Annotated in this window: 15 protein-coding genes; 10 read left to right on the top strand and 5 right to left on the bottom strand. The window is 33.1% G+C overall.

Annotation, left to right across the window (positions count from 1 at the left end):
- Positions 1-6: 6 nt before the first annotated feature.
- The 5 genes from U5A88_RS04440 to U5A88_RS04420 all read right to left on the bottom strand — a co-directional run bounded on the left by U5A88_RS04440 (position 7) and on the right by U5A88_RS04420 (position 4,829).
- On the bottom strand, positions 7-975 hold the full coding sequence (locus U5A88_RS04440; RefSeq protein ID WP_354204131.1) for an energy transducer TonB: 969 nt from the start codon (positions 973-975) through the stop codon (positions 7-9).
- A 1-nt stretch (position 976) separates the two neighbouring features.
- On the bottom strand, positions 977-1,369 hold the full coding sequence (locus tag U5A88_RS04435) for an ExbD/TolR family protein (RefSeq protein ID WP_354204129.1): 393 nt from the start codon (positions 1,367-1,369) through the stop codon (positions 977-979).
- 2 nt (positions 1,370-1,371) lie between these two features.
- Positions 1,372-2,073: a MotA/TolQ/ExbB proton channel family protein gene (locus U5A88_RS04430; protein WP_354204127.1), complete on the bottom strand. Its 702-nt coding sequence runs from the start codon at positions 2,071-2,073 to the stop codon at positions 1,372-1,374.
- Between the two features lie 103 nt (positions 2,074-2,176).
- A complete protein-coding gene (gene nhaD, locus U5A88_RS04425; protein ID WP_354204125.1) occupies positions 2,177-3,562 on the bottom strand; it encodes a sodium:proton antiporter NhaD in 1,386 nt (461 codons plus the stop codon).
- A gap of 34 nt (positions 3,563-3,596) precedes the next feature.
- Complete coding sequence (locus U5A88_RS04420) at positions 3,597-4,829, bottom strand: Glu/Leu/Phe/Val dehydrogenase dimerization domain-containing protein (RefSeq protein ID WP_354204123.1); 1,233 nt, start codon at positions 4,827-4,829, stop codon at positions 3,597-3,599.
- A gap of 286 nt (positions 4,830-5,115) precedes the next feature.
- Between U5A88_RS04420 and U5A88_RS04415 the strand changes: the two genes are divergently transcribed.
- The 10 genes from U5A88_RS04415 to U5A88_RS04370 all read left to right on the top strand — a co-directional run bounded on the left by U5A88_RS04415 (position 5,116) and on the right by U5A88_RS04370 (position 13,546).
- Positions 5,116-6,258 carry an acyl-CoA dehydrogenase gene (locus U5A88_RS04415; RefSeq protein ID WP_354204121.1) on the top strand — a complete coding sequence of 381 codons (1,143 nt, stop codon included), beginning with the start codon at positions 5,116-5,118 and terminating at the stop codon, positions 6,256-6,258.
- A gap of 18 nt (positions 6,259-6,276) precedes the next feature.
- Positions 6,277-6,804, top strand: coding sequence for a nuclear transport factor 2 family protein (locus U5A88_RS04410; protein WP_354204119.1), 528 nt, complete (start codon positions 6,277-6,279; stop codon positions 6,802-6,804).
- 144 nt (positions 6,805-6,948) lie between these two features.
- Positions 6,949-7,767, top strand: a complete 819-nt coding sequence (locus U5A88_RS04405; RefSeq protein WP_354204117.1) for an AraC family transcriptional regulator — start codon at positions 6,949-6,951, stop codon at positions 7,765-7,767.
- 76 nt (positions 7,768-7,843) lie between these two features.
- Complete coding sequence (locus U5A88_RS04400) at positions 7,844-8,227, top strand: VOC family protein (RefSeq protein ID WP_354204115.1); 384 nt, start codon at positions 7,844-7,846, stop codon at positions 8,225-8,227.
- A 2-nt stretch (positions 8,228-8,229) separates the two neighbouring features.
- On the top strand, positions 8,230-8,502 hold the full coding sequence (locus U5A88_RS04395; protein ID WP_354204113.1) for a TfoX/Sxy family DNA transformation protein: 273 nt from the start codon (positions 8,230-8,232) through the stop codon (positions 8,500-8,502).
- 77 nt (positions 8,503-8,579) lie between these two features.
- Positions 8,580-9,575 (top strand): amidohydrolase family protein, encoded by a 996-nt coding sequence (locus U5A88_RS04390; protein ID WP_354204111.1) that lies wholly within the window; start codon positions 8,580-8,582, stop codon positions 9,573-9,575.
- 192 nt (positions 9,576-9,767) lie between these two features.
- Complete coding sequence (locus U5A88_RS04385) at positions 9,768-11,390, top strand: M28 family metallopeptidase (protein ID WP_354204109.1); 1,623 nt, start codon at positions 9,768-9,770, stop codon at positions 11,388-11,390.
- 80 nt (positions 11,391-11,470) lie between these two features.
- A complete protein-coding gene (locus U5A88_RS04380) occupies positions 11,471-11,944 on the top strand; it encodes a hypothetical protein (protein WP_354204107.1) in 474 nt (157 codons plus the stop codon).
- An 11-nt stretch (positions 11,945-11,955) separates the two neighbouring features.
- A complete protein-coding gene (locus tag U5A88_RS04375) occupies positions 11,956-12,417 on the top strand; it encodes a DUF1569 domain-containing protein (RefSeq protein WP_354204105.1) in 462 nt (153 codons plus the stop codon).
- Position 12,418: 1 nt separating this feature from the next.
- Positions 12,419-13,546, top strand: a complete 1,128-nt coding sequence (locus U5A88_RS04370) for a lactonase family protein (protein ID WP_354204103.1) — start codon at positions 12,419-12,421, stop codon at positions 13,544-13,546.
- Positions 13,547-13,596 lie beyond the last annotated feature (50 nt).

Here is a 13,596-nt window from a genome sequence, read left to right as displayed (position 1 = left end):
AAAAAACTACTTATTGAAACTAACAATAACAAATCCAATCTGTTTTGTTGGAGCCTTAGAGTCAGCATTCCATCTGAATGACATGGCCGATTTCTTTGCTGGAGCTAACAAACATGGGTCGGTATTTGTAGAACCTTTAACTCCTGGTGTAGCTTTTATCACTCTTCCATTTTTATCTACTTCAATACGGACAACAACTTTACCATACTCATTACAATCTTGTTTAAATCCTTGTCCAGATTTGGTCAAGTTTCTACCATTTAAACCATAACCTCCACCACTGCCACTTCCTGAGCCATAATAAGAATTTCCATATGGGTTACCATCTAAAGAGCCTTTATCACCAGACCCATTATCATCACCATCACCTCCGTTACCAGTTCCTCCAGTCCCGTTTCCTTTACTATTACCTTTATTGAGTCCTCCCAATAAATTGTCAATCCCTTTTCTTTTATCTGCTTTTTCTTTTGCTTCCTTTGCAGCTTTTGCATCCCTAGCAGCTTTTTCAGCAGCTTTTTGTTTTTTTATTCGATCAGCTTTTAACTTGGCTTCTCTTTCGGCTTTCCGCTCCGCTTCTTCTATTCTCTTTTGAGCTTCTTCCGCTTTACGTTTTGCTTCTTTTTGTTTGTTTATTTTGATAGTTTCTACATTATCGTTTGTGATAACGTCTTCCGCTTTTGTAGGTGTAGAAACCGGCTCTGTTGGGGTTTCTTGAACTTCTTCAACTACTTCCTCCACTTGTTCTTGTTCTACTTCTTCAACTTGCTCTTGGGGTTCAGAAGATGCTGGTGCGGGTTCTGATTGCGTGTTGCCACTACCTACATTTGAAGTGCCAAAATTTACAGCAATGCCATACTCTTCTGGCGGATCTAAATATTTTAATCCAAAAGTAAAAATCAAAAACAGTATCAACGCCATTATGATGCTCGTTAATACTGCTGATTTTCGTTTGTATTCTGTATCTAAAAGTTCCATTTTAATTCGGTCTTACCGCTAAAATTACTTTGTATTTATTTCTATTTGCAATATCCATAATACTTACCGCTTTCTCAATAGGCACACCTTCTTCTGCACGTAAGACTATTGTCGGGTTTTCTTGTTGAGAAAGTAATGAAGCCAAATTTTGCTCAATTTCGTTCTCACCTACTTTTTTTCTATCCACATAAAAATCTAATCCTTTAGTAATACTTATGGCAACAGATTTATTATTTTCTGTTTTCCCTTCTGCCTTTGGCAATAAAATATCTAAGGCATTTACGGTAACCAACGTTGATGTTAACATAAAAAATATCAATAACAAAAATACAATATCTGTCATTGATGACATATTAAACTCTGGACTTACTTTATTTCTACCTCTAAAATTCATCTTTATGCAGGTTCATTTAAAAGGTCTAAGAAATCAACTGACTGTGCTTCCATTTGATAAACCACTTTATTGGTTCTCACCACCAAATGGTTATATGCAATGTACGCTATAATACCAACAATTAATCCGGCAACGGTTGTTGTCATGGCTGTATATAATCCGTCAGACAACATTTTAATATCAATTTGCCCACCTGAATTAGCTATTTCATGTATCGCAACAATCATTCCAATAACTGTACCCAAGAAACCAATCATAGGTGCGGCTCCTGCAATAGTTGCTATTACACTTACATTCCTTTCTAATTTATAAATTTCAAGTTTACCAGCGTTTTCAATAGCTGTATTAATATCCTCCAAAGGTTTTCCGATACGTGAAACGCCCTTTTCAATCAACCTTGCAGCAGGTGATTTAGCTTGAGCACAAAGTATTTTAGCAGCTTCTAATTTTCCGTTAGAGACATGGTCTCTAATCTGGTTCATGAAGTTTTTATCAATTTTTGAAGCAGCTTTTATCGCTAAATAGCGTTCAAAATAAATGTAGAGTGCAACTGCAAGTAAAACGACTAAAATGGCAATAATAATTTGACCACCCAGGCCACCTTCCATAATGAGATCATAAATGGATAACGTTTTTTCATCTGGAATAAGTTCATCTAAATTTTCTTGAGCAGTATCAACACCTTGTTGGATTGAGAATAACATATAATAATAGTAGTTTAAGGGATAATAGATAGTAAACGAATTATTTTAGCAAAAATTGTTTGATTAATAAAAAAAATCCCGCCAATTGGCGGGATAAATATTTTTACAAGGACTCCATGAAGAGTAAGGCAAAATAACCGACTATAAATCCGATGGCCGCTAACCAAGTTATTTTTTTAAGATACCATATGAAATCTATCTTTTCCATGCCCATTGCAGCAACACCTGCAGCTGATCCGATAATTAACATACTTCCTCCGGTTCCTGCTGAATAAGCAATTAAATGCCACAAACTTGCATCCATAGGTGCTGTATACATACCCATTGATGCAGCTACCAAAGGTACATTATCAATTATGGCACTTAAAATCCCTAAAATAAATATTACGACTGACTGATTTGGTATGGCACCGTTCAATATTTCTGCCACGTATCTGAGTGTCCCAACTTGAACCTCTACTCCATCAATATTTACACTTCCGTAAACCAATGCCTCTAAAGCAGCAACTGCCATTAAAATTCCCAAGAAGAATAGTATGCTGGACATTTCTATACGGGATAATGCCTTGTGTGCGGAATACAAATGTTTCCGTTCGTTTGTAAAATCCTCTTCAGGATGAATATACTCTGACACCAACCAAACAACACCAAGTGCTAACATCATACCTAAATAAGGGGGTAAATGCGTTACTGTTTTAAAAATTGGCACGGAAACTATCATTCCCAAACCTAAAAATAACATGGTTCTACTGCTTAATAGACTTTTATCTTCTTCATTATACTCATTGGTGTCTGTTTCCACATTACCCTTAAAAGCAGGTAATAAAGTAGCAATAAATACAGGCACTACCATACAAATTATTGAAGGTATAACCAATCTTTCTACCAAATGTAATGCGGAAACTTTTTTACCAATCCACAACATAGTCGTAGTTACATCACCAATAGGTGACCATGCCCCACCGGCATTAGCTGCAATTACAATCATACCAGCAAACCATAACCTATCTGTTCTTTCTGGAATTAGTTTTCTCAGCAATGTTATTAATACAATAGTAGCCGTTAAATTGTCTATAATAGCTGATAAAATAAAGGCTAAAATGGCTAAAATCCATAGTAACTTTTTCTTACTTTTAGTTTTTACCCAGCTTTTTAACACATCAAACCCACGATGTAAGTCAACAATTTCAACAATCGTCATCGCTCCAATTAGGAATACTAAAATCTCTGCTGTTTTACCTAAATGATGCAACAGCATGTTTGTAAAACCTTCCTCTGCATGATGCTTATCACCACCTCCTAAAAAGTCAAAAACATTTTCGTGCCCATCTACAACATTAAACCACCCTTGCTGAAAACCAATAGCCAACAATGCCCACATTATGGCTGCCATTAGTAAGGCAGGTACGGTTTTATCTAATTTTAAAGGATGTTCTAAGGTAATTGCTAAATAGCCAATTACAAAAACGAGAATAATTACTGCGATCATGGTTTGATTTTTAGTTGGGGTTAAATATATAAAATTAAATCAACTGCTCCAACGCAATCTCAAATCCAGTTTTACAAATATCTGTTTTATAAGGATGTAAAGTATGAATTTTTTCTAAAGCATTATAAATAGTATCTGAAGTATCTTTAAAAATGGCTTCATCTCGCATCGGTAGTTCCACTTTACTCTCCATCAAATAGGCAAAAACACGAGCAATTCCACAATTTGAAACAAAATCTGGCAATAGACTTATTTGTTTATCAGTATATTCCATAATAGGACCAAAGAAAATTTCCTTATCTGCAAAAGGAACATTTGCTCCAGGCGATATTACTTCTAATCCTGTTTTAATCATTGTAGAGATTTGCTCTTCTGTAACTAATCTTGAAGCTGCTGCTGGAATGAAAATTTCGGCTGGGATAGTCCAAATACGTTTGTTCATTTCTTCAAAAGGAATCATTTTCTTAGACACCAGCATATTCCCTCTTTTATTCAAGAACATTTGTTTTACCTCTTCACTACTAAAACCATTTTCATCGATTACGCCTCCACTCCTATCAATAATACCTACAATTTTTGCTCCTAATTGATCTAAATAATATGCGGCTGCAGAACCAACATTTCCAAAACCTTGAACAATAGCTCGTTTTCCTTTTATATCTCCACCATATATATTGTAATAATGTTTTACGGCTTCAGCTACACCATAACCAGTCATCATATCGGCTACCGTATATTTTCTAGAAACTTTAGGGGTAAATTTTGTGTCTTCAATTACTTTGATAACTCCATGGCGTAACTGACCAATTCGATTAATTTTTTCAGCTTCTGTGGGTTGAAAATGTCCATTAAAAACTCCTTCTTGCGGATGCCAAACACCACATTCTTCGGTAAGTGGAATTACATCGTGAATTTCATCAACATTCAAATCACCGCCCGTACCATAATAATGTTTTAATAATGGTGAAACCGCTTTATACCATCGCTCTAACACACCTCTTTTCCTGATATCGTTTGGGTCAAAATTAATCCCTGATTTGGCTCCGCCTATGGCTGGGCCAGAAACCGTAAATTTGACTTCCATAGTTTTTGCTAAAGACAAAACTTCATTTCGGTCTAAACCCTTACGCATTCTTGTACCACCTCCAGCTGCTCCACCTCTAAGTGAATTTATTACCGTCCACCCTTCTGCCTCCGTTTCTGAATCTTGCCAATGGAAAACAATTTCTGGCTGTTTATCTTCGTATTTTTTTAATAAATCTTTCATTCTTATTACAATTCAATTAAACATTAACATCTTTTAAGCAAGATTAGAACTTACTTCTCTTCAAATAAAACATCATTAATGTAGCTACAACTGATTCATAATATTATTAATATAGTTTGGTTGTTAATTTTTCTATTCCAGTTCTTCTTTCAAAATAGAAGTCTTGCACCTTAATTTTAGACTTCTGATTTTATTACAAATTATTCATTCCGTAAAAATACAACAAGATTTTTATAAAAAATGTATATTTGATGTCGAAAATACTTATTCAAATAAATATTACATAATGGATTTTAATCTTACCGAAGAACATATCATGATTCGCGATGCCGCTCGTGAATTTGCCAGAACAGAATTATTGCCCGGAGTTATTGAACGTGACGAAAAACAGGAATTCCCAACTGAACAAATCAAAAAAATGGGAGAACTTGGCTTTTTAGGTATGATGGTGGATCCAAAATATGGCGGAGGCGGTATGGATACCATATCATATGTATTGGCAATGGAAGAAATTTCAAAGATCGATGCTTCAGCTTCTGTGGTAATGTCAGTTAACAATTCTTTGGTATGCTGGGGTTTAGAAACTTTTGGAACGGAAGAACAAAAACAAAAATATTTAACTCGACTGGCGACCGGAGAAATTATTGGTGCATTTTGCCTAAGCGAACCCGAAGCGGGCAGTGATGCTACTTCGCAAAAAACTACGGCCATTGACAAGGATGACCATTATCTATTAAACGGTACAAAAAACTGGATTACCAACGGCGGTACAGCAAGTGTTTATTTGGTTATTGCTCAAACTGAGGCTGAAAAAGGACATAAAGGAATAAATGCCTTAATTGTTGAAAAAGGAATGGATGGTTTTGTAGTAGGTCCTAAAGAAAATAAATTAGGCATTAGGGGTTCTGACACACATTCCTTAATGTTTACAAACGTAAAAGTGCCTAAGGAAAATAGAATTGGCAAAGATGGATTCGGATTCAAATTTGCCATGAAAACCTTGGCAGGTGGACGTATAGGTATTGCCTCACAAGCATTGGGAATAGCTTCTGGTGCTTATGAATTGGCATTGCAATATTCTAAAGAACGTAAAGCTTTTGGTAAAGAAATTAGCCGACACCAGGCAATTGCCTTTAAATTGGCAGATATGGTCACCGAAATTGAAGCTGCAAGACATTTGTGCATAAAAGCGGCATGGGACAAAGACCAACATACAAATTACGATTTATCAGGTGCCATGGCAAAACTATTCGCTGCCGAAATGGCCATGCGAATTACAGTCGAAGCTGTTCAAATACATGGAGGTTATGGTTTTGTAAAAGAATACCATGTAGAGCGTATGATGCGTGATGCAAAAATTACCCAAATTTATGAAGGAACAAGTGAGATTCAGAAGATTGTGATTTCAAGGAGTGTGCTAAAGGATTAAAAAGTAAAGACTACAAATATGTTACTAAAGTGCTTAGCATCTATTTTATTGTTAACTCTATTTACAAACCGAGTTGATGCTCAAAAATTACAGAATTTAAAAGATATTAATATCGTTTGGTATCAATTTTATCAGGCGTTTGATTCATTAGATTACAAACCGATGGCCAAAATCCATTCGAAAGAACTGTTGCGTATTTCAGGTGGAAAACGTATACTAGATTACAAAACTTATATTGAGAGTTATAAGAAACAGTTTAAAAATGCTAAAGAAAATAATATAACAAATATTATTTCGCTTCGTTTTTTTGAGCGTATTAATAACGATTCTATAGCCAGCGAAAGAGGTATCTATAAATTGGTTAGGAATAAAGACAAAATTGATGAACAAACTTATTATGGTCAATTTCATGTTATTCTAAAAAAAGAGAATGCTATTTGGAAAATCACAATGGACTATGATTCAAATGAATCGAACAGTATCGGGGAAGACGAGTACAATGAAGCACATGGTATAAACGAATTGACTAAATTTATACACAAATAGATTTATTAAAATAATCAGAAGCTAAGCCATGATTAAACAATTTGTTAGTATGACAAAATACACCAGTTAAATTTTAGTATTTATTAAATTATTTACTAAAAGAATGGTTACTCTTAATTGAGAATAATAAATAAAATCAATGCTTTGGACGCTATAAAAGGCATAAGAAATTTATACACTCCTTTACAACCTTCAGTAAGGCGTTCAAATAACAAGGTATCTTACTGTGAGCATTTGCCACAAACAGAACTGCTACCATACATTTATTGTTATTGGGAATTAAAAACTAATACATCACTAAAAGAATCTTTCACTTATCGAGTAGTAACTGATGGATGTATAGATATATTCTTTGAATTAAATCGCCCAAATGAGAATTATGTAATGGGCTTTTGCAAAAAATTTACAGAATTCTCTTTAGATAATGAATTTCATTATGTTGGCATTCGTTTTTTACCTACCGCATTTCCTCAACTATTTAAGATAGATGCTTCTAAATTGAGTAACCAATTTCAACCTATACAGAATGTATCTAAACCTTTTTCTGATTTTATATCAAATAGTTTTAAATCAAATATAGATTCAGAACGGATAATAAAATTACTAGACCATCTTCTTGTTGAAACAATAAATAAAAATGATTTTAATAATGACAATAGACTTTATAATGCCATAAATATAATATTAGATAATTTCGGAGTTGTTAACTTAGAATCAGATATAGATACAGGCATAAGTCCTCGTCAGCTCCGTAGGCTTTTTAAATATTACATTGGTGCTACTCCAAAATCGTTTAGTAAAGTAGTTAGATTTCAAAACATCTTAAAAGCAAAACCTTCAACTCAAAGTTTACGAAAGAATAAAATTTTTTTCGATTTAGGATACTTTGACCAAGCCCATTTTATAAAAGAATTCAAGAATTTCTATGGTGTAACGCCCTCAAAAGCTTTTGGTAGAGAGTGAATGTCCGTTTTTTACAATATTAGTAGCCAACCTTATAAGATATTTGCTGTATTATTAATCAAAAAAACATAACATCATGAAATTAAACGCAGGAATTTTAACAGAGAAGTTAGCAGAAAGTAAAACTTTCTATATCGAAAATTTAGGATTTGGAGTAACATTTGAAAACGAATTTTACCTTTTAATGCATACGCCTAACAAACAAGCTGAACTCTCATTTTTATTGCCCAATCATCCCACGCAACATGAATTTTTCCATACACCTTTCAGCGGAAAAGGAATGTACCTGACCATTGAAATGGATGACGTTGACACTCTTTATGAAGAATTAAAAAATAAAGGAGTTGAAATAAAAGTTGAAATAAGAAATGAACCTTGGGGAGATAGACATTTTGCTATAGAAGACCCAAATGGAATTGGAATTGATATTGTAAAATACACTAAACCAGAAAATAATTAAATATGAACTCGAAAATTAACATAGCTATAAATGAAGCAAAAAACATTGGTCCAACAATAGCCAAACGCTTAAATGAAATTGGAATTTATTGCCTTACGGATCTTGCAAAGGTTACTCCCGTGAATGCCTATAAACAAATGGTTGAGAAAAACGATAAAAAGCGTTTGCCAATTTGTTATTACCTTTATTCATTAGAAGGTGCTTTATTAGACTTAAATTGGGATGATATTCCGAAAGAACTCAAGTTAGAATTAAAAAAACAAATTGGAAATTGATTGCAATCAGGCCTTAGTATAATAAAGCGTAAATACTGGGTCTTGGGTCTAAGGTGTTAACTATAAAATATATTGAAATGAATAAAATTTATAGAATATTATTGGTCGTTCCTCTAGTTTTTATTTCTTGTAAAGAAAAAAGTAAGCAGGTTTCAGCCGAACAAGAGGGTAATTACTCTGTTTATGATGGTCACGTTCATATAATGAGTCACGAATTAATTAAAGATTGGAAAAATTTAGGCATCCCTTTTTCAAAACCTGAAAGGTTTTATTCAGATATAGATACTATTCTCAAAATAAATCAAGCAGATAATATAAACCTTATAGGAATGGGTTATGTTTATGGAAGTCCTGAATTTTATCAAGGTGAAAATGAGTATCAAAAACTGAAGTATGAAAATGATTACCTTTTTGAGGTTTCAAAGAAGTATCGAAAAAAAGTAAAACCATTTTTCTCAATAGATCCATTAAAAGAATATGCAATAAAAGAAATTGACAGATGCTTAAAATTAGATGTGGATTGGGGTTTGAAACTTCATTTTAGCTCATCTCAAGTGTATTTGACTGAAAATGAGCACCTGAAAAAAGTAAAATCTATTTTTAAAATTGCCGCTGAAAATAATTTACCTATACTACTACATTTTGACAATTGGCATCCAAAATTTGGAAAACCTGATGTGGAAATTTTAGTCGATTCTATTTTAGTCGATTTGAAACCTATTAAGTTGACAATTGCTCATTTTGGAACTTCAGGTGGATTTAATCAAAAAACTAGAAATGTTATTGACACATTTGTAGGGCTTTATAGAAATGATAAAATTTCAAATAGACATACGATATTATTTGATATTTCAGCAGTTGCTCTAGATAAAGATAGTGAGGGAGTTGAAAAACTTACAAAAAGTGAATTTAAAGAACTCAAGAGTTACTGTAATAAATTAGGTTATAATAGAATAACTTTCGGAACCGACTACCCACTTTACATGTCTAAAGAATACATTCAAGTACTTGAAAACAAGTTAGGTTTATCTAAATCTGAAATTAATCATATCGTTCAAAATAAGGGTATATAACTACTTATTCTCATTTGTAATGAAAATCTCTGAGCGGTCAAGTTAAATTGTTAATTCCGACATTCAATCAAAAACTACTATAAAACCTTTAATACTATTATATTTTTTCGTATTATCGTACACCGAAAATTCAGCACTAAGTTTCTGAATATCAACAATACAATAACAAATAGTTAACTAAACTAAGATTAAATGAACTTTTCAAAGAAAAATCACGATTTCCTTAAAGGAAATATAAAATTAATGAGTAAAAAATTATTATCTCTAGTAGCAATCTCAGCTTTATTGGTAGGTTGCAGTAGCTCAAAACAAACAACAGCAGCACCTGCTAAACCAGCAATGACGGTTACTGATTTTGCCAAAACCATTACGGCTGCCGAATTAAAAGAGGCTCTATATGTATATGCCTCGGATGAGTTTGAAGGAAGAGATACAGGTGAACCTGGACAAAAAAAGGCAATTGAATTTTTAAAGAAACATTATGTGGAATTGAGCATACCTGCTGCTTTGCCAAATAACGATTATTATCAAGAAGTTCCTCTTGAAAGAACAGCAGCACCAGTAGTTACCCTAAATGTAAACGGAAAGGATTTTAAAACAGTCGATAATTTTGTTTCATTTGCTGGTAGTAACGGCACTATAAATACCGATGAAGTAGTGTATGTAGGCTACGGAATTGAAGACGATAACTATTCCAGTTATAAAGATATTGACGTTTCTGGTAAGATCGTATTATTTAAAAATGGTGAACCAAAAGGTAAAGATGGAAAATACATCATTTCAGGCACCGAAGAAAGTACCGGAAAATGGTCAAACATGCGTGAAGAATTTAGTTCTAAAAGTGGAATTGCTAAAGATAAAGGTGCAAAAGCAGCATTGTATTACAACCCAGATGTTTACGGGATGATTGCTCAGCGTTTTGGTAAAGGCAGAACCAGTATGGGGCTTAAAAGCAAAGAAGAAAAAGAAGATACAATGAACTTTATGCTTGTAAACACAAGTTTAGCTGAAGCTATTGTAAGCGATATTGCTACAAATGAAAAATCACAGGTTGTAAAAACACCAGTTACTTTAAATTATAAAACCAATAAAGAAGATTTTAATTCGGAAAACGTAGTTGCGTACATTAAAGGTTCTGAAAAACCTGATGAATACATTGTAATATCTGCTCACTTAGACCATGTGGGTATGAGAGATGGCAAAATCTATAATGGTGCTGATGATGATGGTTCTGGTACTGTTTCCCTTTTAGAAGTTGCTGAAGCGTTTAAAATGGCCGCCGATAATGGACAGGGTCCAAAAAGATCTGTTGTGTTTTTACACGTAACCGGAGAGGAAAAAGGCTTACTTGGTTCACGCTATTATACCGATATGGATCCTATTTTTCCTTTAGAAAATACGGTAGCCAATTTAAATATTGATATGGTGGGTCGTACAGATCCGAAAAGAACAGAAGGCGACAGAAACTATATTTACTTAATTGGTAGTGATAAGTTGAGTACTGATTTGCATAATATTTCAGAAGAAGTAAATAAAAAATATACCAACATAGAATTAGATTATACCTATAACGATGAAAACGATCCTAATCGTTTTTATTACCGTTCAGATCACTATAATTTTGCTAAAAACAATGTTCCAATTATATTTTATTTTAATGGTACACATGATGACTATCATCAACATACAGATACACCAGATAAAATTGAATATGATTTATTAGAAAACAGATCACGTTTAATTTTTCATACTGCTTGGGAGTTAGCAAATCGTGCAGAACGCATTGTGGTTGATAAAGCAACAGATTCTGAATAAACAACACATAATTCTAAAAAAACCTTGTTGGATACGACAAGGTTTTTTTTATGCTTTAAATTAACTTAAATTTGAATTCTATGAAAACAGCTACTGTAACTGAACTCAAAAGAGAATTAAAGCATAAGTCTAAAGATGAGTTGTTGAATTTATGTTTAACACTTTCAAAGTTTAAAAAAGAAAATAAAGAATTACTTACCTACCTCCTATTTGAAGCTGAAAATGAAGAAGTATTTATACAAGGGGTAAAAGATGAAATTGTAGCATTGTTCGATCAAATTAACACTTCTAGTTACTTCTACATTAAGAAAAGTGTACGGAAAATTTTAAGGCTGGTAAAAAAATACATCCGGTACTCCAAAAAGAAAGAAACCGAAGTAGAATTACTGCTATTTTTTTGTGAACAACTCAAAGAAATGCGTCCGTCAATGCATAGAAATACTAGTTTGTTAAATATTTTTGAAAGACAGGTGTTAACTATAAAAAAAGCAATTGGTACATTGCACGAAGATTTACAATACGATTATAATTTAGAATTGGAAGAAATTTTATAGAACCCGAAAATATGCCTTTATTACAACAAGAGTTATCATTTCTAGAAAGAGCAATTAGTAATTCTGATAAAATAGCGACTAAAATATCAGCAAGTAATGTAGCATGGCATATAGACCATTCTCTAAAAGTAATACATAGGGTCTGTAACTATTTAATCACCTCTGATCCAAATGAATATAAATGGAAATTCAACAAGTGGAGGTTCATTATCTTTTTAAAAGGGTCAATTCCTCGAGGAAGAGCTAAAGCTCCTAAAAAAGTTCGTCCACCAGAAAATATTAGAATAGAGGATTTGAAATTAGAATTAGAAAAAGCTGAACAATTATTAAAATCTATTGAAAAATTACCTACAAAAAGTAATTTTGACCATCATATATTTGGAAAATTGCACTTAAAAAAAACCATTCGATTTTTAGAAATTCATACCAACCATCACATTAAAATAATAAAAGATATTCTTAATGCTCAATAGTATGAAATATAGTTACTTAATACTTATTTTAATAATTACTTTCAGTTGTAAAAACGACAAGAAAATGAATACCAAACCTTCAATAGAAAACGAAAATAGGATGTCTTTCTTCGTCGGTACTTATACCGATACCAAGAGCGAAGGGGTTTATACCTATGCTCTTTCGGATAGTGGTAAAATTAAAAAAGTTGGGTTGGCGGCTAAAACAGAAAACCCTTCCTTTTTAACCAAATCAACTGACGGCAACTATTTATTGGCGGTAAATGAACTCAATTCAGTAAACGGAATGGGTACGGTGGAGTCTTACAAAATTGTTGGTGATAGTTTGGAGTTAATCAGTAAGCAATCATCGGGCGGTGCACATCCTTGTTTTGTTGCAACAAATAAAAATGGATATGTATTGACAGCAAACTATTCAAGTGGTAATTTGGGCTTACTTAAACTAAACGAAATGGGAAGGTTGTCAGAATTACTCGACACACAAAACCATAATAAAAATATAGAAAACGAAGATAAAACAGCTCGTGCTCATTCTGCGTATTTTATTGGTAGCAATCAGTTTATCTCAGCAGATTTAGGCACAAACCAACTGTGGTTCTCTTCTGTTGATACTGAGAATGATAAAATAGTACCCAATCAACCTCCAACATTACAAATAGCTGGTGAAAATCCTGGATCTAGGCATTTGGCTTTTCATCCTAAAAAAGATTGGATATATGTAATCAATGAATTGAACAGTACTGTTTCTTTAATAAGAAAAAATAAAGATGAAAAATACGAAGTAGAAAATTCCTTTTCTACCTTACCGAAAGGTTATACCGAAAAAAGTTACTGTGCGGACATTCATATTTCAAATGACGGTAAGTTTTTGTATGGCTCCAACCGTGGACATAATAGCATTGCCATTTTTGAAATTAATCAAGAATCTGGAGCTTTAAAAGCTATAGGATATGAATCAGTAAAAGGAGATTGGCCCAGAAATTTTGCACTATCTCCAAACAATGAATTTTTACTGGTAGCCAATCAACGTTCGGAAAATATTGTGTCTTTTAAAAGGGATAAAATAACTGGGCTACTAACCTTTGTAGAAGAAGTTAAAGTCCCTTCACCTGTTTGCATCTTGTTCTAACAAAAAAATCCCACTAGTAGTGGGATTTAGAATTAACTTTTTCAATTTCT

The organism is Aureibaculum sp. 2308TA14-22 (genome assembly GCF_040538665.1).
GTDB lineage: Bacteria > Bacteroidota > Bacteroidia > Flavobacteriales > Flavobacteriaceae > Aureibaculum.
Note: the sequence above shows the minus strand (reverse complement) of the source record. Positions and strands in the feature narration are given on the sequence as shown.

Bases quoted from the DNA above. Each gene is read 5' to 3' on its own strand.
- U5A88_RS04440 (WP_354204131.1), bottom strand. From the start codon at position 975: ATGGAACTTTTAGATACAGAATACAAACGAAAATCAGCAGTATTAACG.
- U5A88_RS04435 (WP_354204129.1), bottom strand. From the start codon at position 1,369: ATGAATTTTAGAGGTAGAAATAAAGTAAGTCCAGAGTTTAATATGTCA.
- U5A88_RS04430 (WP_354204127.1), bottom strand. From the start codon at position 2,073: ATGTTATTCTCAATCCAACAAGGTGTTGATACTGCTCAAGAAAATTTA.
- nhaD (WP_354204125.1), bottom strand. From the start codon at position 3,562: ATGATCGCAGTAATTATTCTCGTTTTTGTAATTGGCTATTTAGCAATT.
- U5A88_RS04420 (WP_354204123.1), bottom strand. From the start codon at position 4,829: ATGAAAGATTTATTAAAAAAATACGAAGATAAACAGCCAGAAATTGTT.
- U5A88_RS04415 (WP_354204121.1), top strand. From the start codon at position 5,116: ATGGATTTTAATCTTACCGAAGAACATATCATGATTCGCGATGCCGCT.
- U5A88_RS04410 (WP_354204119.1), top strand. From the start codon at position 6,277: ATGTTACTAAAGTGCTTAGCATCTATTTTATTGTTAACTCTATTTACA.
- U5A88_RS04400 (WP_354204115.1), top strand. From the start codon at position 7,844: ATGAAATTAAACGCAGGAATTTTAACAGAGAAGTTAGCAGAAAGTAAA.
- U5A88_RS04395 (WP_354204113.1), top strand. From the start codon at position 8,230: ATGAACTCGAAAATTAACATAGCTATAAATGAAGCAAAAAACATTGGT.
- U5A88_RS04390 (WP_354204111.1), top strand. From the start codon at position 8,580: ATGAATAAAATTTATAGAATATTATTGGTCGTTCCTCTAGTTTTTATT.
- U5A88_RS04385 (WP_354204109.1), top strand. From the start codon at position 9,768: ATGAACTTTTCAAAGAAAAATCACGATTTCCTTAAAGGAAATATAAAA.
- U5A88_RS04380 (WP_354204107.1), top strand. From the start codon at position 11,471: ATGAAAACAGCTACTGTAACTGAACTCAAAAGAGAATTAAAGCATAAG.
- U5A88_RS04375 (WP_354204105.1), top strand. From the start codon at position 11,956: ATGCCTTTATTACAACAAGAGTTATCATTTCTAGAAAGAGCAATTAGT.
- U5A88_RS04370 (WP_354204103.1), top strand. From the start codon at position 12,419: ATGAAATATAGTTACTTAATACTTATTTTAATAATTACTTTCAGTTGT.